The following is a 24,687-nucleotide window of genomic DNA, read 5'->3' on the forward strand; positions in this document are numbered from 1 at the left end:
AGCGAGGATCAGCGTTTGGATGCGAACCGCTCAGAAGCGAAACGTCGTCGCCTTCAAGACGTTCCTACGGACGCTGCTCCACGAGCTCGGCCATCATCTGGACTACGAGCTTCTCGAGCTCGAAGACAGCCTCCATACCGAGGGCTTCTTCAAGCGCGAGTCGAGCCTCTTTCACCAGCTCGTAGGGGGACACAGTACGTAACTAACCCCGGGGAACTGCTCAAAGCAGACCCCCAGGAGCCTGTATTACGTACTGTCTCCCTCAGCCGACCAGCCGCGCGATCGAGCGCGTCGGCAGCGACACCTTGATGTTCATCCCGTGGCCACGATGCTCGTTCACCTCGACGAGGAGGTAGCCACCCTCCTTCGCCACGCGCACATGGTCGAAGCCATCTTCAACCTCCACGAACGTCACGTCGGGACAATCTTCGATGACCGCGAGGATCTCGCGCAGCATCGGACCGTACTCGCCGAGCTCGACGTGAATGTCATCCAGAGCCATCTCGCCGGTCGCGAGAGCAGCATCCACCACGGCCATCGGCACAGGAATCGCCAGGTCCGGCCCGTTCGGGTTGTCGACTCGCACGGTCATCACGCCGCCGTAGGCGTAGACCGCCCCGACCAATACGACCCAACAGAGAACGCATAGACCGAAGGCTGAACCGAGGATCAGAAAGACCTTCTTGGTGGTTGTCATCATCGTGTCCTATCTGGCTTCCGGGGTCTCGTCGATCCAGACCCGCACGTTGTCGTCGCGATCTCGTACCGAGACCAGATCTCCTCCGCCACGCTTGGCCAGGGCCTGGACGGCAGCGGTGAAATCGATCTCGTCACCGGAGACGAGGGCGTCCACGACCTCGAGTGGTACCTGAACGTCGACCTTCTCGTCGCCGTCGTCATCGCGGACCTCGACAAAGACGAAGTCTTTCTCCTTCCAGACTCTGACCTTCTCTCCATCGTCCTCGGCGGTCACGAACGTCATATCAGGGCTGTTCTTGACCTCGGCCCAGATCTCGCGCAAGTCCTCGAGCTCCATGCCGTCATGGCCACGGTGATGATGCCAGCGCAGCTCGTCGTGCAGCGGAATCATCGGTAGCGCCTTCTCCGCCAGGGCCAGAGGCAGGTTCACTGTGACCTTGGCGCCGCCACCTTCGTCGACCGTCACGTGGAGCCACAGGCTGCTGGCCGCTCGAGCCGAACCGGCGATTGCCGTAAGGGCGAGCAGTAGAACGAATGCGCGGGATGTGCTTTCTCTCATGGGATTTGCCTCCACCGGGAGCTCGGTTAGGGAGTTTCTCTCGATCACTCCTACTAGGACGGGGACCGGCGGTGAAATGTTTCACCTCGTCTGAGGTCGAGACGAGCCCGACCTCAGCCCTCGCCGGCTCCGGCCCCGGGTCGCCTCAGATCGACTGTTGGGCCGTGCGTCCGACGAGTCGCGCGACAACGGCGGCGCGAGCGTCGAGCACCAGGCTGAACAGGGCGGGCACCAGAAACAGGGTAAAGACCGTGGACACGATCAGCCCGCCAACGACCACGCTCCCGAGCCCGCGGTAGAGCTCGGAACCGGCGCCCGGAGACAAAATCAGGGGCAGCATGCCGCAAACGCTGGTCGAGACGCTCATGAAGATCGGCCGGATCCGGTTGGCAACCGCGTCTCGAATCGCCCTGCGAGGCTCAATCTCGCCCGAGCGCATGTGCTCGAGCGATTGGTGGACGATCAGAATGGCGTTGTTGACCACCGTTCCCACGAGAATGATGAAGCCCAGCATGGTCAAGACGTCGAGCGGCTGCAGGGTGAACAGGTTCACCAGGCCCAGACCCAGAAAGCCACCGAGGGCGGCCAATGGGACACTGAACAGAATCACAAACGGATAGAGAAAGCTCTCGAACAGCGCGGCCATCAGGAGATAGGTGATGACGATGGCCAGCACGAAGTTGAACGACAGCGCACGAGCGGTCTGGGTGAGCTTGTCCGCGGTCCCCGTGAGCTGCGCCCGGTACAGGCCGCCGAGCCGTCCCTGGGCGCGCATCGGGCCGAGAATCTCACTCTCGATGGTCTCCATGGCCGCCTGCAGCGGAACTTCCTCTGGCGGCGTTACCTGAATGGTGATCGCGCGCTGCCGCTCCCGATGGGCGATTTGGGTGGGGCCGGTGCTCAACTCCACCCGGGCCACCGAGCCCACGGTCACCAGCTCGCCGGCCGGGGCGGCGATCGGCAGCTGATCCAGCAGATGGGTTCGGTACGGACCGTCGGCCTCGGCGATCACCCGTAGATCGATCTCCCGTCCCTGGTAGCGGTACTCGCTGGCCTTGGCCCCGTCCACTAGAACGTTGACCATCATGCCGAGATCACGGTTGGAAATGCCGAGCTCCGCGGCCCGGCGCCGGTCGGTAACCACGTGCACCTCCGGGTTCGCCAGATCCAGGCTCGGCACCGGCCGCGCCTGGGCGCCGGGGAGTTTGCCCATCACCTCGCCCAACACGCGGCCGCCACGGGCCACCAGCTCTTCGAGCTGCGGGCCCGTCAGCTCCACATCGATCGTGCGCCCGGCTCCGAAGCGCCTCTGGAACAGGCTGCTCTGGAAGACGTACGCGAACGAGCCCGGGAACTTCGAGCTGATGCCGTTGAACTCCGGCAGCAGCTCACGGACCCGCTCGGGTACCCGGGCGCTGATACCCATGAAGGCCTGATTGGCGAGTGCCACGAACCAGAAGGAACGCACACCGCCGCCCGGCAAGTCGCGCGTCTCCTCGGGGGCTTTTGTCCACAGCTCCGACAGAGCCTCGCGGTAGCTCTCCTTCAGCTTGGCCGTCTCCGCCAGGCTCTGCCCCGGTGGGGTCTGAATGATGCCGAAAAGCGAGTTCTGGTTGCCGGTCGGCAGGTACTCGGCCTTGGGCGCCAGCGCCACACTCAGGCCCAGCGCCGCCACCGTCAGACCGACCACGACACTCAGGCGGCGGCGCGTCGTGCCGCACAACCAGTACACCGTCTCGGTGACCCACCGGGAGAAGCGCTTGGCCGTCGGCGCCGGATCCCACCGGCCGCCAACCGGCTCGCCCCGCGTCTCCTCCTTGGTTCCCAAGATTCTCGCCGCCAGACTGGGAATCAACGTGATCGCGACAACGAGACTCAGTCCGACCGCGCAGCTGATGGCCAGCGCAATGTCCCGGAAGAGCTGACCCGCTTCTTCGCGAACGAACAGGATCGGAACAAAGACCGCGATTGTCGTAAGCGTGCTGGCGAGAACGGCACCCCAGACCTCCTTGGCGCCATCGTGCGCTGCGCGCATGCGCGCTTTGCCCATCTGCCTGTGGCGATAGATGTTCTCCAGCACGACAATCGAGTTGTCGACGACCATGCCGACCGCGAAAGCCATGCCGGCCAGGCTGATGACGTTGAGCGTGCGCCCGAACCAGGCCATCATGAGAAAGGTGCCGATGACGCTGATCGGAATCGCGATGGCGACGATCAACGTGCTGCTGGGGCTGCGCAGGAACACCATCAGCACCAGAATCGCCAGAATGCCGCCGACGATCAGGCTCTGCTGGACGAGGTCGATGGCACTATCGATGTACTCCGTCTCGTCGTACATCTGGACGACCTGCAGACCCCGATCCGCCAGAAGCTCACGATTGACGCGATCGGTGGCCTTGCGTATGCCGTCCATCACGGCCAGCACGTTGGACCCGACGGCCCGCACGGCGTTGAACGCGACGGTCTGCTGACCGAGGAGATATACCTCGGCGATCGATTTCGCGTGGCCGAGTCCGACGCGGGCGACGTCGCGCACGTAGACCGGCACGCCCCCGCGGAAGGCCACTACGATGTTCTCGACGTCCGAAGGCGAGGTGTACTCGCCCAGGGTGCGGACGACGTATCGGCTCTTGCCCTCGTCGAAGTCGCCGCCGGAGACGTTGCGATTCTCGCGGTCGAGCGCATTCACCAGCTCGGTGATCGTGATCTGCCGCGCGGCCAGCGCGGTCGCGTCGATGATGACCTGCAGCTCGCGCTCCTGACCGCCGAAGAAGTTGACCGAGCCAACCCCCGGAACACGCTCGTACTCGGGCTTGACGAAATCGTTGAAGTAGGTGAGAAGCTGACCGATCTCCCCCTCGTGGCTGCCCTCTTCGACCGGCAGGACAGCAAACCAGGCACTCGCCGAGACCCCCGAGCTCACCGTCTGAACGATCGGCTTCTCGGCGTTGAGCGGCGAGCTCTGCACCTGTTGAAGCCGGTTGGAGACCTTGAGCAGGGCGGAGTCGACCTCGGTGCCGGTCAGAAAGGTCAGCGTGATCGAGCCGAAGCTGTCCGAGCTCGAGCTCTCCATCTTGACCAGACCCTCCATCCCCTGGAGCTGCTCCTCCTGTTCGTCGACGATCTCCCTTTCGACTTCTTGAGGACTGGCGCCCGACCAGACCGTAACCACGCTGATCTCCGGTTCTTCGACCGTGGGGGTGAGCTGAACCGGGATCCTGAACAGGGCCAGCGAACCGAAGAGCACCAGCAGGATGGCCCCGACCGCGACCTTTACGGGATAGTGGATGGCGCCTTCGACGACCTTCAATCCCTGGGCACCTCCAAGGCCTCGGCTGCTACCGCCTGGCCGGGACGCAAGCGCTCGTTGCCCCGAATGATGACCGTGTCTCCGGCTGCGATACCGCCTTCGACGGCGATCCAGAGACCCGACGCCGAACCGGTGGTCACGGCCACCGGCTGCGCCGCTCCCTGCTCGTCGACCCGAAACACCCTGCGGCTGGTACCCTGGGAAACGAGCGCGTCCTTGGGGACCAGCACCGCGGTTTCGGGTGCACCGGCCGCGAAACGCGCTCGGGCCAGCATCCCCACTCCGATCCGGCCCTCCGGATTCGGCAAATCCACCTTCACCGGGAAGGTCCGCGCCTTAGGGTCCGCCCTCGGCACCACCGCCCGAACAACGCCCTCGACCTCGAGCCCCTCGAGCGCCTCGATCACGATCGCCACCCGCTCGCCCGGCTCGAGTCCTGAGATCAGCGCCGCCGGATCCTCTTGTGCGACCTCGGGGTTGCCCGTATCGACCAGCCCGAACGTGGGTCCGCCAGCGTCGATCCACTCGCCCTCGGAGACGTGCTCGCTCGCGATCACGCCGTCGAAGGGTGCGCGCACCACCGTGTTGTGGAGCTCGGCCTTGAGCAGATCGAGCTCGGCCTCGAGCTGGGCCACTCTGCCCTGCCAGGCTTCGAGCTCCGAGGTAGCGCTATCGAGCCGCTCGACGCTGATCAGCTCTTCCTCGAAGAGACCCAGCGCGCGCTCGTGAGCACCGCGGGCGAGGGCCAGCCGCGACCGCGCCTCATCCACCTCGCCCTCCTTGGCGCGCAGGCGCAGGTTGATGTTCACCTGCCGCAGGCGAACCAGAGGCTGCCCGGCTTGGACCCGGTCACCTTCGCGAGCAAAGATCTTGACGATCAGACCGGCTACTTCGGTGGCGACGAGGCTCGATTGACGAGCCTCGACGGAGCCGCTCAGCTCGACGGTCCGGCGCACTTCGGCGCTGATTGCGCGGGTCACCCGCACCGGCGCCGGTGGCTGCTCCTGCGCCGCAAGCCGAGGGAGACCTAGCAGCAGCAGCGTGGCGCAGACCGAGCTCGTTCGCGTCAAGAGACCCATGTCTCGATCAGCCGTCTACCTCGGATTCGACGAGTGGCTCGGTCTCCTGCTGGTCCCAGGAGAATGTCCCCGCGTTCTCGAAATTGACCCGCCGGGTTCCATAGGCCCCCTCGACGAATAGCCGCGTCTTGATCTGATAGTCGAGAACCGGCTCTTCCAGCAAGGAGGCCAGGCGACTGATCAGCGCCACGTTGTTGACGTGAAGCGCGACTCTCTGGGTCGCCGTGCCGAGCCGGGGGACCTCGACGGACTCCGAGGTCAACGCCTTGCCGACCTTGACGCCATTCAGGTACAGACGGAAGACCCCGCCGTTGATGCGCAGCGGATCCGGGTTCTCGTTCGCCAGCCGCACGGTGAACTCGCCGGTGGTCTCGAACATCGTCAGGTCGGTGAACTCGAGGTCCACCAGAGTCACCTCGGGCGGTACGATGCTCAAGGTCGCGCAGCCGCCGCCGGCGCACGCGACGATGAGGACGATAAGGTACTTTTTCATCAACAGGATCTCCTCCGCTCGCAAGTGGTTTCCGACCGCCATTCTGTCGCGGATCCGGCCCAAAGAGAATCTCCGAGCGGAGAATTCACGCTTGTATACTCCGCAGAGATACGCAACTGAGCTGCGAGGGTTCTTGAACCGACGCGAAACCGCCTAATCCCGCCGGCTCCTCTTATTCTTGTCTAGCGAACAGAACCTCTCCGACCCGGCACTGAGCGTTGCCCTCGCGATGGCGGCCGGGATGTTCTCCCAAGCCGTCGGGCGGCATCTGCGGATACCCGGAATCGTCATTCTGCTCGCCGCCGGGGTGCTTCTGGGACCCGACGTCCTGGGAATCGTCCAGCCGGATTCGATGGGCGGCGCTCTGCAAACGCTCGTGGGCTTCGCGGTCGCTGTCATTCTCTTCGAGGGCGGCATGAACCTGAACATCCAGCGCCTGCGGCGCGAGGCCCGCAGCATTCGGCAGCTGGTGACACTGGGCGCTCTGGTAACGGCCGCGGGCGGGGCTCTCGCCGCCCGATTCATCCTCCGCTGGGAATGGTCGCTGGCGATTCTCTTCGGCAGTCTGGTAATCGTGACCGGGCCGACAGTGATTACGCCGCTCCTGCGGAGAATCCGACTCAGTCACAGTGTCTCCACGGTGCTCGAGGCCGAAGGCGTTCTGATCGATGCTATCGGGGCCCTGATCGCGGTCGTCACCCTCGAGGTCGTGCTGGCTCCCACCGCGGGCAACCTGGCTGAAGGAGCGCAGAGTCTCTTCATCCGGCTCGGTTCCGGGCTCGTCATGGGTATTGCCGGGGGCGTACTCATTGCGGTCCTGCTGCGCTTCGAGCGACTGATACCCCAGGGCCTTGAAAACGTCCTCACCCTGTCTCTGATCCTGGTCCTGTTCCAGGTCAGCAACACGCTGTTTGCCGAGAGTGGCATCGTCGCGGTGACCATTGCCGGTCTGGTCGTCGGCAATATCAAGACCCGACTGCTCAGTGATCTCAAGGAGTTCAAGGAACAGCTCACGATTCTGCTGATCGGCATGCTGTTTGTTCTACTGGCAGCTGACGTGCGGCTCGAAGAGGTACGCTCGCTCGGTTGGCGCGGAGCACTCACCGTTCTCGCTCTCATGTTGGTCGTCAGACCTGTCAACATCCTCGTCGGCACAATGGGCTCGGACTTGACCCGGCGCGAAAAGGCGTTTCTGTCGTGGCTCGCGCCCAGGGGTATTGTCGCCGCCGCCGTGGCCTCCCTGTTCGCTCAGGAAATGGCGGCCGCGGGCCTCCCCGGCGGCAACGAGCTCCGAGCCCTGGTCTTCCTGGTGATCGCCGCGACAGTGCTCATCCAAGGCCTGTCGGGCGGCTGGGTGGCTCAAGTCCTGGGCGTCCGGCGACCCACCGACCAAGGCTTCCTGATCCTCGGCGCCACGCCGCTGGGCCTGGCGCTGGGCAAGGTCTTCCGCGACAGCGACCAGGAAGTGGTCTTTATCGACGCGAACCCGGACGCCTGTCGCGCCGCCGAGGCCGAGAACTTCCGCGTTCTTTTCGGCAGCGGCCTGTCCGACTCGATCCTCTATCGCGCGCAAACCGACAGTCGCGCCGGCGTTCTGGCGGTCACGGACAACGACGAGGTCAACCTGCTTTTCGTGACCAAGGCCCGCAAGGACTTCAAGATCCGACAGGCCTGGATGGCCCTGCGTAGCGGCCACACGAAGATAACGGCGGAAATGGTGAAGGAGGCCGGTACCCAGGTTCTGTTCGCACAACCCCGAAATCTGGATCTGTGGTCCGTGCGCATCGAGCGCAAGAGCGGCTTCTTGGAAACCTACACCCGGCGGCGGTCCGGGGACCTGACCGCAATCGAGGAGATCGGCAATCCACCCGATCCCGACAGCGTGCTGATCCCCCTGGCGGTCGCTCGGGGAAGGCACGTTCTGCCCTTCGTCGCCGATCTGAGCTTCAAGAAGAACGATCAGCTCTACGCGGTGATCAACCATGAACGCCGCGACGAGGCCGAGGCCTGGCTGGCGCAGATGGGTTGGCGCCGTGAAGGGGACGACGAGATCGAGCTCGTGGGTTCGGGCGTCCTCGAGCCGGCCTGAGCCGACCTCTCGTCGGCCCTACTGTGATGTCAGGTCGCCGAGCGCCGGGATCTCAGCCGTGGGGCCGAGCAGCAAGGACGGATCCACCCGGGCACCGCGCCACCTGAGCCCGAAGTGGAGATGAGGCCCAGTGGTTCGCCCGGTCTGTCCCACTTCGCCGACGACGGCTCGGCTGCCGATCGTCTCTCCCGCCTCCACGGACATCGAGCTGAGATGAAAGTACATCGACACCAGACCATCTCCATGGTCGACGAAAACGCTCTGGCCGGAAAAGAAGAGATCCTCGGCCAGTACCACCGTACCCGCTGCAACGCTGAACACCGTTGCGCCCTCGGGCGCCGGATAGTCGGCTCCCGAGTGCGGGCTTCGGGGCTGATCGTTGAAGAACCGTCGCGAGCCGAAACTACCCGGCGGCTCCATTTCCTCCAGCGGCGCCGCCAGCGGTAGGCCAAACCGGGCGGGCCCGTCGAGCTCCCACAACGGCCTGACCCGAGCCTGGTCGCGCCGGACCCGGGCCAGGTCTTCGGGCGACAGGTCGACCTTGGACGAGTCGCGAAGGGTGATTCGCTGCACCGGGTACGGATAGTCGGTCACCAGAATCCTGGCTTGCTCGCGTCTTCCCGCGCGCCGGCGAAAGACCCTCACCTCGCGCTCCGCCTCGAGCAAGTCGATCGGGTACCAGCAAGTACCCGCGGTCGCCGGCCAGGTCCGCGCGCCCCGACCGCAGGTTTCGGTGCCCGTGCCCTCCCAGCGCACCACGCTGCCAGGCCTAGCCGACACCTCGATCGCGTGTACGGCGCTCACCGGAAGCAGCGCCGAGGCCGTCAACAAGGCGCAGGCTCGGGCCGCCCGCGGCAGAGGCCGCAGCGGAGGCGTAGTCACTGAATCTCCGGCACGAACGGCATCTCGAGGACGTCGGTGGGCTCGACGGCACCCGCCAGCCTGTCGACAAGCAATCTGAGCCTCTCGAAGCGCGCCAGGCTCAGCCGGCTCTGGCTGCCGGTATCGAGCTCGGACAAGCGATCGAAGAAGACTTCCCAGGTGCTCTTCGGTCTCGGAAAGATACGAAGGGCCAGCGGCGTGTCGTCCGGCAGATCCAGCTCCTCCCTCACCGCCGCATAGGCCGCTGGGAAACCACCCAGTTCATCGACCAGACCTCTCTCCACTGCTCTTTCTCCGGTCCAGATACGACCCCGGGCCGCGGCCTCTACTTTCTCGATGGGCAATCCTCGACCCGCGGCCACCTTGCCCACGAAATCGGCGTAGATGCGGTCGAGCGAGTCTTCCATGCGCTGCCAGCCGCGCTCGTCGAACTCCTCGACGCCGCTCCACATCTCGGAGTTCTCGCTGGTGGAAACCGCATCGAACGTCATGCCGATCTTGCTCCAGAAGCCCCGCGACACGAGCTTGCCGCCGTAGACCCCGACCGAGCCGGTAATCGTGCCGGGCTGCGCGATAATGCGATCGGCGTTCATGGCCACGAAGTAGCCACCCGAACCGGCGATATCGCCGAACGATGCGATCACGGGTTTGCCAGCCTCGCGGGCACGAACGGTTTCACGCCAGATCGTGTCCGAAGCGACGTAGGAACCGCCCGGGCTGTTGACCCGAAAGAGAATGGCCCGAACGTCGTCGTCTTCGACGGCGTCGCGATACGCTTGGGCGACGTTATCGGTTCCCATGCGGACCCTCCCGGTCAAGGGGTCATAGCCGCTCGAGCCTCGACTGATCGCTCCCACCCCGTAGATCAGGGCGATGGTCTTCACTCCGCCGATGCGCGCGGGTGAGAACCGACTGTAGCTCACGAGGTCACGGTATTCGACCTTGTCACCCCACTCGGTCTCGGCGGCCTCGTAAACCTCGTCGCGATAGGCAAGTTGATCCACGAGGCCCAGTTGCAGGGCTTCCGCCCCAAAATGAGGGCCCCGATCAAAGACACCGTGGACGTCGTCTTCGTCGAGACCCCGCCCGATGGCGATTCCGCGAACGATCTGAGAAAACTGCGAATCGACCAGATCCTGCATGGCCTCGGCGTGAGCCGGCGTGAACTCCTTCTCGGTGTAGGTATTGACCGCATTCTTGAACTCGTGCCGCTGCCCCATCTGAGCCTTCAAACCGAGTTTCTCGAGCGTGCCGGCCACGAAGGGAACCTCATAGCGAAGTCCGGTAAGTCCCACGTCTCCAGACGGCTGCAGGAAGATCTCGTCGAACGCGGTCGCCAAGTAGTAGCCGCCGTCACCGGCTCCGAACTCGCCGAACGTCTCGGCATAGGCCATGGTCCGCTTGCCACTGTCAGCAAAATCCAGAACCGCGTCGCGTAACTCCTGAAGCGTCCCCAGACCGCCCGGCGACGCGCCCACCTTCGCGATGATTCCCAGCACCCGGTCGTCTCGGGCGGCCCGCCTGAAGGCGGAGACCACTTCTCTCAATCGCGGCCGCTTCTCGATAAAGGACAACGCGAAGGCCTCGGGTGGCGTGTCCTCGGCAAAGCCCTGCGTCAGATCCACTTCCAGAACCGTTCGGGAGCCGAGAACCGGGCCGTCGTCGGCTCGCCACAACATCCAACCACCGATCAAAGCCACGGCAATCGCGGCCGCGGCCAAGAGAAGTAAAACGGTTCTGACTCTCATGATGCTTCCCCAAAGGGCTGTTAATCAAGAAGGACTGGCCTGAACTGGCTCATGGTACGTTGGCCACGGGGTGTTCTCTTAGCTTTCGAAAGGAGCACATCGGTGTTCAGGACCCGCGCCGTCAGGCAATTGCTGCTCGAAGACATCGCCGGAGTGCGGCGGCACCCGGAGCCCGAAGATTCCGTAGCCGCACTCGAGCGCGCGCGCAGACGAGCCCTTCTGGTCGTCGTGTTCGACTGGATCGCGATCCTCATCCTGGTCTTCGTACGGGCACGGAGCGGAGAGATGTTCAGCATCGGACCGAGCGAAGACAGCATCTTCTCGCTTGGTTTGCTTGCCATCGCAGCTCATTCCGGATTCAGGCTCGGACAACTCGAGAAGATCCGGGCCGTAGCCCGGGCTCTCGACGAGCTCGAAGAGCGCTCACAACCGGTCACCGAGCCACCTTCCCGCTAGTCGCCTTTGTCTTGAGCCGCTACCTGACTCCGGTCGAGCTCGCGGGTAATCTCACGCAGCTTGCTCTTGACGATCCTGGCGTTGTCCGGTCCCAAGCGAAGCATCAGCTTCTGCACGGGCGGCAGGGCCTCGAGCCTCGGATCCGCGTACTTGTAGCTGCGTAACGCCGGAACCAGCTCAGCGGATCCTTCCATGTCCGGAGTCTCGAGAACTCTCTTCACCGCCTTCGCCAGCACGGCATCGAAATCAGCATTCGGGTAGCCCAGCTCGCGATAGGCGTCCTGCACCAGGGGGCGCAGGCGACTGTAGAGGTCCGCGGCGCCCTCTGCGTCCAGGCCGGAAACGACGGCTGTCAACCGTGTGTAGCGGCGCTGGCTGTCCGCTCCCAGATAGATCTGTCCGCCGCTCGGAGCCGGCGTGAAGCCGCGCTTGGGAATCAGGAAGCCGAGCTGAGAGGTGGGAACCTCGCCGCGCGCGACTTCGTCGACCGCCGCGACGAAACGGCGCACCAGATCGTCGGTCGCGATCCACTGCAGCCATTCCGGGTGGCTCGAAAGCCGCGTAGCGACATCCCGCAGAAAATCATCGCTCTCGGCGAGCGATGGCAGCTCCCAGGCCTCGGGCGCCTCCGCGGCCGGCTCGGGCGCGGGACTCGGCTCAGGCGCTGCGGCCTCGGGAAGCTCCGCCACGGGCAGTGACCGATCCTTCGAACGGGACCACAAAAACCAGCCGATAGCCAGGATCAGAAGGACGATGACCAAGGCGGCCGGCCACCATGGCATGCCCTGAAGGCGCCGGGGGCCCCCAGGCGGATCGAGGTCGTATTGCGTTCTGCTCGGTTCCATCTCAGTCGGCTCCTTCCGCCATTGTACTTCCAGGTGCGCTTCTCCACGCCTTTGGACACCGTTGCTAGACTCGTGCCGGGGGAAATGGTAAGCCCCCGCAAGCAGGAGAGAACATGGAGAGAGTCACACTGGGACGCACAGGCATCGAAGTTTCGGCCATCGGGGTCGGAACCTGGGCGCATGGCGGACCCAGGCAAGTAGGGAGCCATCAAGTCGGCTGGTCGGGCCACGACGAAAAACAGGCTCGAGATGCTCTGATCGAAGCCTTCGAGTCCGGCATCGATCACTTTGACACGGCCGACGTCTATGGCGACGGCCAGTCCGAGAGAATCATCGGCTCCCTCTGGGAGCGAATTCCACGTGATCGAGTCTTCCTGGCCAGCAAGGTGGGCTGGGACCCGGGACCCTATGGTCACTTCTACCATCCCGACCTCGTGGCGGCCCGCCTCGAGCGCTCTCTCGATCTGCTCCGAACGGACTACCTCGATCTCTACTATCTCCATCACTGTGATTTCGGCCCCGAAGACTCGAGACTGCCTCCGGTCCTCGAGGTTCTCGACAGAGCCCGTCAAGCCGGCAAGTTCCGGTTCCTCGGTCTCTCCGATTGGAGCTCCGACAAGGTTCTGCGCGTCGGGGCAAAGGTGGAACCCGACGTTGTCCAGGTCTACCGTAACGTCATCGACGATCAGTACCGTAGGAGCGGACTCGAGACCTGGGTGGCAGAGCAGAACCTGGGCGCGGTCTTTTTTTCGGCGCTGAAACACGGCGTGCTCCTGGGCAAGTACAGAGAGCCCATCAGCTTCGAGGCGGGTGACATGCGCAACGAGATCGCGGAGTTCCAAGACCTAGAGGCACTCGAGCGTTTCGCAAGCTGCCGCCGAGCCGTCGAAAGGCGATTTGCTCGCCACCCGGAACCGGTTCTGCACGCCCTGACGGGCGCCCTTCTCGGCACCGGCCGGGCGGCCGGCAACCAGTGTGTCCTGGTCGGGATGAGAAACCGAGAGCAGGCGCGAGCGGCAGCTCGACTCGGTACGGCTCTTTCGCCGGCCGAGGCCGACTGGGTCCAAACTCTCTACCGCGGCGAGTCAGCGGCCAGCTGAAAGCTGACGAAACCAGTCCGGCACGCTGACGCCGGCGGAAAGCTCCCAAGCGGTAACGAACAGGGACGAGGTGAAGCGAATCGACGCCGCGACCCGTTCGCGCGCGAACGCCATCCCTTCGGTCGACACCTCATCGAGGCCGAGCCCGCCTTCCAACTCGTAGACTCTATCGACCAGGGCGTGGCTCGCCCCGAATTCGCGGCGAATCGCGGCCCGCAGATCACCCACTGCATGAATTTCTGCCACCGCGGGCGCGCCCTCGGCAAATACCGCGTTCGCCAAGCTATCGGTGTGAGAGTGGATGCCGGTCCGCGGCGACGAGCCGTCGGCTCGCGCCCGTCCGTTGTAGTGAATCGTCGTGTGCAATGGCTGACAGAGGTCCGCTGCATAGTGCGCCATGACTCCGGCATGATGGAGCGCTTTGGCTCGCGCCCATTCATCATTGGGACTCAAGCGCACCTGGGTAAAGCTGGCGGCGAGGAGCTGCACCCCCTCAGCCAGGGAATACGGCAAGGTGCCGACGAAGTACGCGTTCTGGTCGATCTCCGCGACAAGCTTCAGGTAGTCGTATCGGCTCTCGGGCCACTCGGCCCCATCCAGCAGCTCGGAATCCAGATAGTGCTCCGGAGATTCGGAATTGCGCAACTGCGGGAGATCGCGGAGCCGGTAGTAGTCGGGGTCTATGGCGCTACGCCCGATTCGGTAAGCCCCCGCTCGGAAGAACGGCGGCATCGAGTCCGGCAGAGCCGCGACCGCCGCTTCCGCGATCTTGGCATGCGCGCTCGCGACCCAGGCATCGGCCGGACCCGGCGCCACGAGCCACGTCACCAGAAGGCCGACAACCAGATGGACCGCCCTCACGATTGATTCGAATCGCCGCGAGGCGTGATCATCGGCACCGGAAACGGCGACACGCTCGCGCCATCTCCCTCGGCATCACGAATGCGCGGCGTGCCGTGCTTTTCGACCTCATCGATTCGCAGTATCCAATGGAGCGGCAAATGGAATCGCTTCACGCCCTTGAACTCCGTCTTGAGACGCTCTTCGGAGGGGTCCACTACGACCTGGCTCCGCTCGCCGAAAACCAGCGATTCGACTTCGACGAAGCCGACCAGGGCGCCATGCGAGACACTCTCGGCATACACCTCGTAGACCTTGCCCTGCTGTAGAAAGTTGACGCGGTAGATGTTCTTTGCGGCCACGACTCTCGAACCATAACAGACGCGTCGACGGCCCGACTGGCATCCAGGACCAGCTGGCTTTTCCTTCAGAAACGTGAAAATCTCTGGGCGGGGAAGGCCGAGAACGCATTGTCGGGTAACACCGCTGTTGCCAGAGCACTGCGCAAAAGCTCACTGAACCGGGGGCACCGCTCCGGATAAGCTCTCAAACGAAATGAATCTGCCTCGGCTCGCCGTCACCGACGAAGCTTCCTCACTGTCCTCGAGAATCTTTCTTGCCCAGGGCAAGATCCTCGAGCTGGTCAGCAGTGGAGCCGAAGTGAGCGAGGTTTTCAACGAGTTCTGTGCCGGTCTCGAGAACCTGTTCCCAGACTCGAGCTCCTGCGTAACGGTCGTCGACCCGGCCACGAGCTCGCTCGAGGTCCTCGCCGCGCCGAGCCTTCCCGAGGCCTTTCGGGAATCGATCAACGGTTTGACGGTCGGTCTGGCTCCGGGGGCGTGCTGCGCCGCCGCTTACGGCAACGAAACCATCATCTCGGACGATCTCCACGCCGACTTGGTATGGGAGGGCCTCAGAGAGGAGGCTCTCGCCGCGGGTCTGGGCGCTTGCTGGTCGACGCCGATTCGTGGAGTTCGCTGGGCCGAGAAACCCGACGAGCACGACCACATCGTGGTACTTGGCACGGTCGCCCTCTACTTTCCGGGACCGCGAGGCGCTTCTTCCGGCGAGATTCAGGCACTCGAGACCGCTGCCGCACTGGCCGGCCTGACCATCAACACGGCGCGCACCACGGAACCGACCGGCGATCGCCAGTTCTTCGACTCCGTGACCAAGCTCCCGAACCGGCGGATCTTCTCGAAACAACTCAAGCAAACACTGTTGGAAATGAACCCGCGCGACGACAAGCTCGCGATCCTGGTGGTCGACATCGACCACTTCAAGGAGGTCAACGACACGTTTGGCTATGCAGTGGGCGATTTTCTCCTGCAAAGCGTGTCAGAGCGTTTGGTCGGGCTCCGCAGTGAAATCGATCTGCTGGCCCGGTTCGGAGACGATGAGTTCGCGTTTCTAATCGGCGAGGTCGCATCCGGTGAGGACGTCAAGACCATCGCCCAGAAAGTCCTGGATGTCGTGTCGGCGGCCTACGACTTCGGCGGGCAGGAACTGGTGATCTCCGCCAGCATCGGCGGCAGTGTGTTCCCCTGGGACGGGGAAGACGCGCAAACCCTCATGCGCAATGCCGAGAACGCTCTCGTGTCGGCCAAGAAACAGGGCCGTGGCCTTTACAGGATGTACGCACCCACCATGGGTGGGTACGCGTTCGAGAAGCTACAACTGAAAATGGCGCTGAGCTACGCGATCGAGAACGATGAGCTCATGCTGCGGTTTCAGCCCAAGGTATCGAGCAACACCAACACCATCGTCGGAGTCGAGGCCCTGACCTACTGGAACCACCCGGGGATGGGCGAGATCAGCCCCACCAAGTTCATCCCGATCGCGGAAGAGACCGGTCAGATCATCCCTCTCGGCGAGTGGGTTCTGCGGACAGCCTGCAAGCAAGCTCAGGTGTGGCACCGCGAATATGACGATCTGACGATGGCAATCAACATCTCGGCAATTCAGTTTCGTGAGCGCAACTTTGTCGCTACCGTCGCTTCGATCTTGAGAGACACCGAGGTCCAACCGGGCGCGATCGAGTTGGAGGTCACGGAAAGCGTGGCGATGAACGAGGTCGAGAAGACCCTCGAGCGCCTGCAAGAGCTGCACGACCTGGGAGTCCAGATCGCCATCGACGATTTCGGCACCGGCTATTCCTCGCTCGCCTACCTCAAGCGGTTTCCGATCCACACCTTGAAGATCGACCGGTCCTTCGTGCTCAGCACCCCCAAGGACAAAGGCGACATGGCGATCGTCAAAGGCGTCATTGCCCTCGCTCACAACCTCGGCTTGGAGGTCGTCGCGGAAGGTGTGGAAACCGCCGAACAGGCCGAGTACCTCCGCGATGAGGGCTGCGAGATTCTTCAGGGCTTCCACTTCAGCCGGCCGGTTCCCCTGGAGGCCTTCGAGAGACTCCTGCGCTTCGGTTTTCCCACGGAATAGCCGGAGCTGTAATCGGCTTGGTAAGGCGCCAGAGCCCATCGCAGCGATGCTAGAGTTGCGCCAACGGATTCGGCGTATGAGCAGGGTGGAAACGAACGGTGGGCAGGTGCTCTGGTTTTTGGAAGGCCTGTCGGAAGCCGACGGGACTCTGCGACGCATCCCGATCCTGGCCTTCCCCTTTCGAGTGGGCCGGCGTGAAGGACTCGGCCTGACTCTGACCGCCACCGAGATCTCGGGCGTGCACGCCGAGATCTCTCTACTAGACGGACAGATTCTCATTGAGGATCTCGGCAGCACCAACGGGACCTTCCTCAACGGAGAGAAGATCGAGGAGCCAAAGGGAATCTCCGAAGGGGACACGATTCACTTCGCCCGGCTGGAGTACCGATTGAGCCTGGTCGAAGCCCAACAGGCCGAGGCTCTTCTCGCCCAAACCATCGCGGTCGACGCCCACTTGCCGCAGTTCGCCCTCGACAAGAGCCGGATTCTTCGAGAGCTGATGAACAAGCGAGCCGTGGTGTCCGTGTTTCAGCCGATCGTCGACCTCAGCGATCTTTCGGTCATGGGGTACGAGGTCCTGGGCCGTGGCGATCTGGAAGGTGCCTCGAGCGGATCGAAGGAGCTCTTCAACGCCGCCAAGATCCTGGGTGCCGAAGCCGCGCTCAGCCGGATGTTCAGGACGAGATCCGCCGAGGACTGTCTCAAGCTTCGGGAGAAGAAACCCGTTATTTTCATGAACACCCACCCGAACGAGATCGGCACTCCCGAGCTGATCGAGTCGATCGAGGAGTTTCACCGACTCACACCCGACCTCACCACCGTACTCGAGATCCACGAAAGCTCGATCACCGATCCGGCAACCGTCAGCGCCCTCCGAGACTTTCTACACGACCTGGGCATGCAACTCGCGTACGACGACTTCGGCGCAGGACAGGCACGGTTGCTCGAGCTGGCCGAGGTGCCGCCCGACTTCTTGAAGTTCGACATCAGCCTGATTCGAGATATCGACACAGCGTCGAAGGCGAAGCTCACGGTGCTGGAGCGGCTTGTTGCCATGGCCCTCGAGATCGACATCTCTCCGATCGCAGAAGGCATAGAAAGCGAAGCCGAGTCCGCGATATGCCGCGACCTGGGCTTCGCCTACGGCCAGGGCTTTCTGTTCGGGGCGCCGGCGGCCGCCGGCAGCTTCCACCGCTGAGGAACCGCATAGACAATGCGCAAGCTTGTCAGCCGGCTGGGCTCCTCTCTGCTGCTGCGCGTCACCATAGCGCTCGGCCTGGTGGGTCTGCTGCCGGTTGGAATCCTCGCCTACCGGCTGATCGACATCAATCGCAGCGCCATGGAGGAGCAGGTTCGCCTCACCCATGTCCGAGTGGCCAGAAGCACGGCCAGTGAAATCTCCGCTCGCGTGGCCGCAATCAAGAGCCTGGCCTCGGGCCTGGCGCGCAATGCAGTTCTGACAGCGCCGCGCTCGGCCGAAGCACGCGGGCTACTCGGACGTAGCCTCTCGGCGTGGACCGATCTCGGGATCGCGGCGATCATCGTCGCCACGCCCGAGGGAGAGCGTGTCATCAGCGCGCAACTGGGCGACGAGCGCGTGCGCGCCTGGGTCGACCGGATGTTCGAGACTCCAGTCGACGCCGGCGTTGACGGGTCCCAGATCGGAGAGGACTTCGTGCTCCGAATTGCCGAGCCGCTCGGCGCCGAGCGCGGACAGATCTGGCTGGTCGCCGATGGGACTCCCATAACGGAGTCGGTGAAGAACTATGAGCTGGGTCGTGAAGCACAAGTGGCCCTCGCGAACCGTAAGGGCGAGGCGATCCTGGGAAGCGTCGCAGGCTTCTCCGCCGAGCTCCTCGAGCATGCCGAGTCGAAGTGGGTCGACGGTTTCAGAACCTCGCCGATGGAGGACGCAGACGGCTTCATTGGCGCGCACGCGGCCGTAGTCGGCACGGACTGGGCGGTGCTGTCGAGACAGCCCCTGAGCGTCGCGCACGAAGTCGCGCTGACCATGAGTAGAAACGCGCGTCTGGCGCTCGGCCTGGTCGCGGGACTCGTACTTGTTCTTTCGGCCATTGCCTACGCATCCGTCGTGCGACCGATCCGCCAGCTCGCCCAGGCCCAGCGCCGCCTCGCCGGCGTCAGAACCGGTGCTGGCGGGGGCGAGATCGGCCAGCTCAGATCGGCGTTCGAGGCGCTCGAGCAGCGTCTCAAGGAACAGAGCGCGCTCGACGAGGTGTTCCTGGGGCGCTTTCAAGTGCGCAAAGTGCTCGGCACCGGCGCCATGGGAACGGTGTTTCTGGGATTCGACCCCAAGCTCGAGCGCCCGGTGGCTCTCAAGACTCTACGCCTGGACAAAAAGCTCTCGCAAAAGAAGCGCGAGAATCTGCTGTCGCGCCTGGTCAAGGAAGCGGTGGTCACAGCCAAGTTCAATCACCCCAACATCGTCGCGATCTACGACGTTCAGGAGGGCGAAAACTCCGCGTTCCTGGCCATGGAGTTCGTAGACGGTACTTCTCTCGAACCCTTCGTCTGGAACAAGCGGCAGCTCGCATCGGACCAGACCATCGCGCTCGGAGCCGAGGTCGCGCGTGGCCTCGCTGCCGCGCACGAGAACGGCCTGGTGCATCGCGACATCAAGCCGGCGAATATCCTGCTTGGGAAAGACGGCGCGATCAAGATCACCGATTTCGGGATTGCCGAGTTGCTCAGCTCCATGGCGCCGAGCGACGACGTGGTCTTCGGTACGCCCGGCTACCTTCCTCCAGAGGCGCTTCAGGGCAAGGGCCACGACCAGGCCAGTGACCTTTTCGCGCTGGGATCCGTGCTCTACTTCTGCATCACCGGACGCCGGCCTTTCGAGGGCAAGACGGTCAAGGAGGTGATCCGCAAGACGCTCTTCGGATCGGCTCGGCCGCCTTCCGAACTGGTGCCCGAGGTCCCGAGCGAGCTCGAGGCCCTGATTCTCAGTCTGCTCGACTCAGAGCCCGATCGCCGGCCGGCGACCGCAGCCCGGGTGGCCAGGCGTCTGGAAGACCTCAGGAGCACCAGCGGCGCCCAATGGCAGCCACCGGAAGCGGGCCCCACAACACCGCCGAGTGACGCCGGCGCCAGCTCTGCCGGCTCTGGCACTCGCGAAGGCTCGGCCTCCGATGGCACGGGCTACCTGCCGACGATCCGGCTCTCCGATCGGAAGCGCGCGATCAACGGCTGAAAACCCAACTCGCCGAGCTGGCGTTGCCCAACCGGTCCCGTGAGCGAGCGCGGAGCTCGTAGCCCGCCGAGGGCGATCCCGTGGTGGTAACGGTCAGCTCCTCGACTCCCGCTCCGGCGTCGACCGCCTGGAGAAACAGAAACCGCCCGACCTCGGCCTCGCCAGGACTCCCCGCTCCGAGAATCCCCGGCGCCAGAAGCAGCACGCTCGGCGCCTCGCCGGTCAGGCGAACTCCACTGTAGTCCCGATAGAGTCCGCGGATCAGGGCCCTGCGCTCGAGAGTCCGGGGCCCTTCCACGCGCTCGTTGCTCCAGCTCACCAGAGTCCAGAGGGGCGGCCGGTTCTTCCGGGCCCGGCGGGCATTGCGCCGGGCGGCCTTGCGAAGCCACCAGCGAGACTCCCGCAGCTCGAGCGCCTCCTTACCCAGAGTTTCGGTCAGAAGCTCCGGGCCTCCTACCCGCCACCTGAGCTCGGGCGCCTCGGCATCTACGGCAAAGGACAGGGACCGCGCTTCCGCCCCCCGGTTGCCCAGCTCGTCCTCGGCCACCACGGTCACGGTGTGAGAGCCGTGCGACCAGCGGCCTCTTAGGTCGTCCTTTTCGGCCGGCTCGCCGTCGATCACCGGCCGCCAAGAGGCCACCCCGCTGGGATCCTCGACTTCGGCCCGGACCCGGGCACTGGGGGCGTACAGAGTACCGCTCGCGCCTTCTCGCAACGGCTCGACGGCAATACCGGAAATCGAAAAAGTCGCTGCCGGAGGGTCGAACTCCGCCCTCTCGGGCGCCACCGTAAAGGGCTGGGTCGCCGCCGGGTAGCCGTCCAGGCCGCTCGGGCTGACCGCCGTCACGCGCCACTGGTGGTCTCCGACTGGCAGCAACTCCGCCGCCCAGCTCGTCGAGGTCAAACCGACCGCCCGGGCGACCAGCGCCTCGCAAGCCGCGTCGGAGCACACTTCCACGGTGTAACCGGCGGCCCCTTCGACGGGCTGCCACGAGAACTGCAAACGCCCCACCTCGACGCTGCCGTTCCGTGCCGGCGAGCTCAGCACCGCCCTGGGCAGGAGCTTCTCGGGCGGCAGCGGCGGAGCACCCTCGGGAACCGAAGTTCCCATGCCCTCGGCAACCGCGACGCTCTTGCCTCCCGCCTCGACCTGGCTCGCGCCCTCGTAGATCATCAACTGGGCCGCTCCGCTGCCCGACTTCCGGAGGCGAGCCTCGGACGCTCCCGTCGGGCCGGCCTTTGGTCTGGCCCTGGCATCCCCGATCACGATCTCGATTTCGGGCGGCGTTTCGCCGGTTTCGACTCTCGCCAGATCGGCTTGACCTTCGACAATCTCCACCGACCGTGTCTCGATGCCCCGCAGCGTCCTGCCCGCGACTTTCAAGAACACGATCGAGTCCTCGGTCAAAACCAGACTGGTTCCATCATGAAAGCGAAGAGCCGTCGACGATTGATCGAAGGTCCGGACCCCGTCACTTTCGACGATGAGATCCTGGCGCTGAGCCCTGGTCCAAGCAATCGGATCGGGGCGCTCCTCGACGTTCCCCGAAACGCTCACCACCTGGGCCGAGGGCACCGCGTCTTCGGGCCGCAGCAAGACCTGCAGCCGCTGCCCGGGCAACAGAAAATCGGGGTCCACGATCGTCGGATTGAGATCCAAGTTGCGCCGCCAGAGATCCTGCGAGCCCAGATAGCTCTCGGTAATCCGGCGCAGGTTCTCCCCCGGCCGGACAATATGAAACCCGGTCGCGAAGCCCTCGGTATCGGCCGTGTCATCCTGGGCTGCCGCCGAGCCGACGAATCCGAAACAAACGAGCGGAGCCAGCACGAAGAAAACACCGAAGCCGCGCACCATATCCAACGCCTCCCGGGAAAAGAGTGAGCCGCTACTTTATCCCAACAGAAGATGCTCCCGCCGCGGTTGAGCGCCACCGCGAGGCGGTCGTACAATGCGGTCCTCTGGCTCGTCTTATCCACACCCCCGGCGACCCAACCTGGAGAATCCTTGAGCGACGACAAGCAACTCAGAATCCGTGATCCCTTCGCGCCCCGGCATCTTGGCTCGAACGACGAAGAGATCACATCGATGCTCGACTCACTCGGCCTACCCAACCTTGCAAGCCTGTGCGAAGCCGTCGTGCCCGCGAGCATTCGTTCGAGCGCCTTGCCACAGCTGCCCGAGCCGCTCGGCGAAACCGCGGCTCTGCAGGCCCTGGCGGAGATCGCAGAGAGCAATCGCAAGAGCCGTAGTCTGCTCGGAATGGGTTATGCCGCGTGCCTCGTGCCGGCGGTCATCCAGCGCAACATCCTCGAGAACCCCGGCTGGTACACGCAGTACACACCCTACCAGGCTGAGATCGCTCAGGGCCGTCTCGAGGCCCTGATCAACTTCCAGACCCTCATCTGTGAGCTCTCCGGGCTGCCGGTCGCCAACGCTTCCCTGCTCGACGAAGCAACCGCGGCGGCGGAAGCCGTCAGCATGTGCTGGTCGGCGGGTCGCCGCAAACGCTCGACATTGCTGGCATCTTCTCAATGCCATCCGCAAACACTCGCGGTCCTCGAGACCCGCACCGAGCCACTGGGCATCATCGTTGAAGTCGCCGACACCGTCGATTTCGATCCCCACCGAAACGACGTGTTCGCGGCTCTGGTGCAGTATCCGACGACCGATGGTGCGATTCGCGACCACAGCGAACTCGCGGATGACCTGCACTCGAACCGCAGCCGCCTTATCGTCGCGACCGACCCGCTGGCCCTGGTGCTCCTCGAAGCGCCCGGCGACTTCGGCGCCGATGTCATGGTCGGCTCGACACAAAGGCTCGGATTGCCCATGGCAGGAGGCGGCCCTCACGCCGGCTATCTGGCCGCGGCCCACGACCTGGAGCGGCTGATTCCCGGCCGCATCGCCGGCGTCTCGAGAGATGCCGCGGGCGACCTTTCCTATCGTCTGGCGCGCCAGACTCGCGAGCAGCACATTCGCCGTGAGAAAGCGACCAGCAACATCTGCACGGCTCAGGTGCTGCCGGCAGTGCTGACCTCGATGTACGCCGTCTACCATGGAGCCGAAGGTCTGAGACGCATCGCCAAACGTGTCCAGGGCATCGCGATCGATCTTGCCGAGCGCCTCGAGGCCTTGGGGTACGAGGTTGGCAACCGGGCCTTTTTCGATACCCTGCGCGTAGAGGCGGGCAAGCACGCCGACGACATTTGGGAGCGCGCGCGAGGCCGCGGCTTGACCCTCCGCCGCCTCGGCAACGGAAGCCTGGGCATTACCCTCGATGAAGCCGTGGTGGAGGACGAGCTCGGCGCGCTGGTCGAGAGTTTCGCAGCCGCCGCCTCGCCCGAACGGCGGGGCACGTCGCGGACGGTTCCAGGGAGCCTCCCTTTCGGAATCCCCGAATCACATCTACGTACCGGCGACTTCCTGTCACAGGACGTCTTTCGTCTCTACCACACCGAGCACGAGATGCTCCGCTACATGCACCGCCTCCAGAGTCGTGATCTGTCGCTGGTGCACTCGATGATCCCACTCGGGTCTTGCACGATGAAGCTCAATGCCTCGGCCGAGATGATGCCCATAACTTGGGATTCGTTCAGCTCGATTCACCCCTTCGCTCCCGCCGAAGATCAGCGGGCTTTCGCGGAGATCGCCCGGCAGCTCGAGGCGTGGCTGGCCGAGCTGACCGGTTTCTCGGCCGTGTCTCTTCAACCCAATGCCGGTTCGCAGGGCGAGCTGTCCGGGCTACTGGTCATTCGCGCCTACCACCGCGCCCGCGGGGAGTCCGAGCGCGATCTCTGCCTTATTCCCACCTCGGCGCACGGCACCAACCCGGCGAGCGCGGTCATGGCGGGCCTCAAGGTGGTTGCGGTCGAGTGTGACGCCCGCGGCAACGTCGATCTGGAGCACCTGCGCCGGCTGGCCGAAACGAACAGCGACCGGCTGGCAGCCCTGATGGTCACCTACCCTTCGACCCACGGCGTCTTCGAGGAGGGCATCGCCGAGGTCTGCGAGATCATCCACGAGCACGGCGGCCAGGTGTACCTGGACGGAGCCAATCTCAACGCCCAAATCGGGCTCTGCCGGCCCGGCGACTACGGCGCCGATGTCTGCCATCTGAATCTCCACAAGACCTTCTGCATCCCTCACGGCGGCGGCGGCCCGGGCATGGGCCCGATTTGCGTCGCCGACCATCTGGCGCCGTTCCTTCCGACCCATCCTCTGGTCGAGCGCAATGCTGGCAGCGATTCGGCCATCGGACCGGTCTCGGCTGCTCCCTGGGGCAGTCCCGGCATCTTGCCGATATCGTGGATGTACATCGCGATGATGGGCATCGAGGGTCTCACCGACGCCAGCAGAATCGCGATCCTCAACGCCAACTACATGGCCAAGCGCCTCGCTCCGCATTATCCGATTCTGTTCACCGGCGCCAACGGATTCGTCGCTCACGAGTTCATCATCGACGTGCGCCCGCTCAAACAGAGCTCCGGCGTCTCGGTCGACGACGTCGCCAAGCGGTTGATGGACTACGGCTTCCACGCCCCGACCATGTCGTGGCCCGTAGCCGGCACGATGATGATCGAACCGACCGAGTCGGAATCGAAGGCGGAGCTCGACCGGTTTTGCGAAGCCATGATCTGGATTCGCGAGGAGATCCGAGAGATCGAAGACGGTAGAGCCGACCGCGAAGACAACCTCCTCAAGAACGCACCCCACACCGCGGCGACCGTAACCGCCGACGAGTGGCTGCATCCGTATTCGCGACAGCGCGCGGCCTACCCGTTGCCCTGGATTCGCGAGCGCAAATTCTGGCCGTCGGTGTCTCGTATCGACAACGCCTTCGGCGATCGTAATCTGGTCTGCACCTGTGACACCGTCGATGCCTACGCCGAGGCCGCGACGATCGGCGACTAGGGAAAGTCGTTCGAGCAGT

General features: G+C 64.3%; 19 protein-coding genes. 8 read left to right on the forward strand and 11 right to left on the reverse strand.

What is annotated here, in order from left to right; translation table 11 throughout:
* The coding region (locus GY769_01130) for a hypothetical protein (GenBank protein MCP4200519.1) at nt 1-202 on the forward strand (202 nt) is incomplete at its 5' end.
* A 60-nt stretch (nt 203-262) separates the two neighbouring features.
* Here GY769_01130 and GY769_01135 read toward each other — a convergent pair.
* From GY769_01135 to GY769_01155, 5 genes are all read right to left on the reverse strand, one after another.
* Complete coding sequence (locus tag GY769_01135) at nt 263-697, reverse strand: hypothetical protein (GenBank protein ID MCP4200520.1); 435 nt, start codon at nt 695-697, stop codon at nt 263-265.
* A 9-nt stretch (nt 698-706) separates the two neighbouring features.
* Nucleotides 707-1,258, reverse strand: coding sequence for a hypothetical protein (locus GY769_01140; GenBank protein ID MCP4200521.1), 552 nt, complete (start codon nt 1,256-1,258; stop codon nt 707-709).
* A 145-nt stretch (nt 1,259-1,403) separates the two neighbouring features.
* Complete coding sequence (locus tag GY769_01145; GenBank protein MCP4200522.1) at nt 1,404-4,568, reverse strand: efflux RND transporter permease subunit; 3,165 nt, start codon at nt 4,566-4,568, stop codon at nt 1,404-1,406.
* A complete protein-coding gene (locus GY769_01150; protein MCP4200523.1) occupies nt 4,565-5,647 on the reverse strand; it encodes an efflux RND transporter periplasmic adaptor subunit in 1,083 nt (360 codons plus the stop codon). The genes GY769_01145 and GY769_01150 overlap by 4 nt, the downstream gene beginning before the upstream one ends.
* Nucleotides 5,648-5,654: 7 nt before the next feature.
* The gene (locus GY769_01155; GenBank protein MCP4200524.1) at nt 5,655-6,140 is read right to left on the reverse strand and encodes an LEA type 2 family protein; all 486 of its coding nucleotides are present in this window, start codon (nt 6,138-6,140) and stop codon (nt 5,655-5,657) included.
* Nucleotides 6,141-6,318: 178 nt separating this feature from the next.
* Between GY769_01155 and GY769_01160 the strand changes: the two genes are divergently transcribed.
* The gene (locus GY769_01160) at nt 6,319-8,229 is read left to right on the forward strand and encodes a sodium:proton antiporter (protein MCP4200525.1); all 1,911 of its coding nucleotides are present in this window, start codon (nt 6,319-6,321) and stop codon (nt 8,227-8,229) included.
* A gap of 18 nt (nt 8,230-8,247) precedes the next feature.
* Here GY769_01160 and GY769_01165 read toward each other — a convergent pair whose 3' ends face one another.
* Complete coding sequence (locus tag GY769_01165) at nt 8,248-9,033, reverse strand: M23 family metallopeptidase (GenBank protein ID MCP4200526.1); 786 nt, start codon at nt 9,031-9,033, stop codon at nt 8,248-8,250.
* Nucleotides 9,034-9,107: 74 nt separating this feature from the next.
* The gene (locus GY769_01170; GenBank protein MCP4200527.1) at nt 9,108-10,859 is read right to left on the reverse strand and encodes a signal peptide peptidase SppA; all 1,752 of its coding nucleotides are present in this window, start codon (nt 10,857-10,859) and stop codon (nt 9,108-9,110) included.
* 102 nt (nt 10,860-10,961) lie between these two features.
* On the opposite strand from GY769_01170, the gene GY769_01175 reads away from it, so the two are divergent.
* Nucleotides 10,962-11,315 carry a hypothetical protein gene (locus tag GY769_01175; protein ID MCP4200528.1) on the forward strand — a complete coding sequence of 118 codons (354 nt, stop codon included), beginning with the start codon at nt 10,962-10,964 and terminating at the stop codon, nt 11,313-11,315.
* On the opposite strand, the gene GY769_01180 is transcribed toward GY769_01175, so the two are convergent.
* The gene (locus GY769_01180) at nt 11,312-12,160 is read right to left on the reverse strand and encodes a DUF3014 domain-containing protein (GenBank protein ID MCP4200529.1); all 849 of its coding nucleotides are present in this window, start codon (nt 12,158-12,160) and stop codon (nt 11,312-11,314) included. The genes GY769_01175 and GY769_01180 overlap by 4 nt on opposite strands.
* A 113-nt stretch (nt 12,161-12,273) precedes the next feature.
* Here GY769_01180 and GY769_01185 point away from each other — a divergent pair, with 113 nt between their 5' ends.
* Nucleotides 12,274-13,260 (forward strand): aldo/keto reductase, encoded by a 987-nt coding sequence (locus GY769_01185; protein MCP4200530.1) that lies wholly within the window; start codon nt 12,274-12,276, stop codon nt 13,258-13,260.
* On the opposite strand, the gene GY769_01190 is transcribed toward GY769_01185, so the two are convergent.
* Together GY769_01190 and GY769_01195 are read right to left on the reverse strand one after the other, a co-directional pair.
* Nucleotides 13,246-14,121 (reverse strand): hypothetical protein, encoded by an 876-nt coding sequence (locus GY769_01190; GenBank protein MCP4200531.1) that lies wholly within the window; start codon nt 14,119-14,121, stop codon nt 13,246-13,248. The genes GY769_01185 and GY769_01190 overlap by 15 nt on opposite strands.
* Entirely contained in the window at nt 14,118-14,462 is a 345-nt protein-coding gene (locus GY769_01195) for a DUF1820 family protein (GenBank protein MCP4200532.1), read from the reverse strand. The genes GY769_01190 and GY769_01195 overlap by 4 nt, the downstream gene beginning before the upstream one ends.
* 193 nt (nt 14,463-14,655) lie before the next feature.
* On the opposite strand from GY769_01195, the gene GY769_01200 reads away from it, so the two are divergent.
* The 3 genes from GY769_01200 to GY769_01210 all read left to right on the forward strand — a co-directional run bounded on the left by GY769_01200 (nt 14,656) and on the right by GY769_01210 (nt 19,756).
* The gene (locus tag GY769_01200; GenBank protein MCP4200533.1) at nt 14,656-16,542 is read left to right on the forward strand and encodes an EAL domain-containing protein; all 1,887 of its coding nucleotides are present in this window, start codon (nt 14,656-14,658) and stop codon (nt 16,540-16,542) included.
* A gap of 76 nt (nt 16,543-16,618) precedes the next feature.
* Nucleotides 16,619-17,740: an EAL domain-containing protein gene (locus GY769_01205; protein ID MCP4200534.1), complete on the forward strand. Its 1,122-nt coding sequence runs from the start codon at nt 16,619-16,621 to the stop codon at nt 17,738-17,740.
* A gap of 15 nt (nt 17,741-17,755) precedes the next feature.
* Complete coding sequence (locus GY769_01210; GenBank protein ID MCP4200535.1) at nt 17,756-19,756, forward strand: protein kinase; 2,001 nt, start codon at nt 17,756-17,758, stop codon at nt 19,754-19,756.
* Here the strand turns inward: GY769_01210 and GY769_01215 are convergent.
* On the reverse strand, nt 19,746-21,611 hold the full coding sequence (locus GY769_01215) for a LysM peptidoglycan-binding domain-containing protein (GenBank protein MCP4200536.1): 1,866 nt from the start codon (nt 21,609-21,611) through the stop codon (nt 19,746-19,748). The two genes, GY769_01210 and GY769_01215, sit on opposite strands and share 11 nt — an antisense overlap.
* A gap of 51 nt (nt 21,612-21,662) precedes the next feature.
* Here GY769_01215 and gcvP point away from each other — a divergent pair, with 51 nt between their 5' ends.
* A complete protein-coding gene (gene gcvP / locus GY769_01220) occupies nt 21,663-24,668 on the forward strand; it encodes an aminomethyl-transferring glycine dehydrogenase (protein MCP4200537.1) in 3,006 nt (1,001 codons plus the stop codon).
* The last annotated feature ends 19 nt before the right edge of the window (nt 24,669-24,687 follow it).

The sequence above is a fragment of the bacterium genome, assembly GCA_024224155.1.
Lineage (GTDB): Bacteria > Acidobacteriota > Thermoanaerobaculia > Multivoradales > JAHEKO01 > CALZIK01.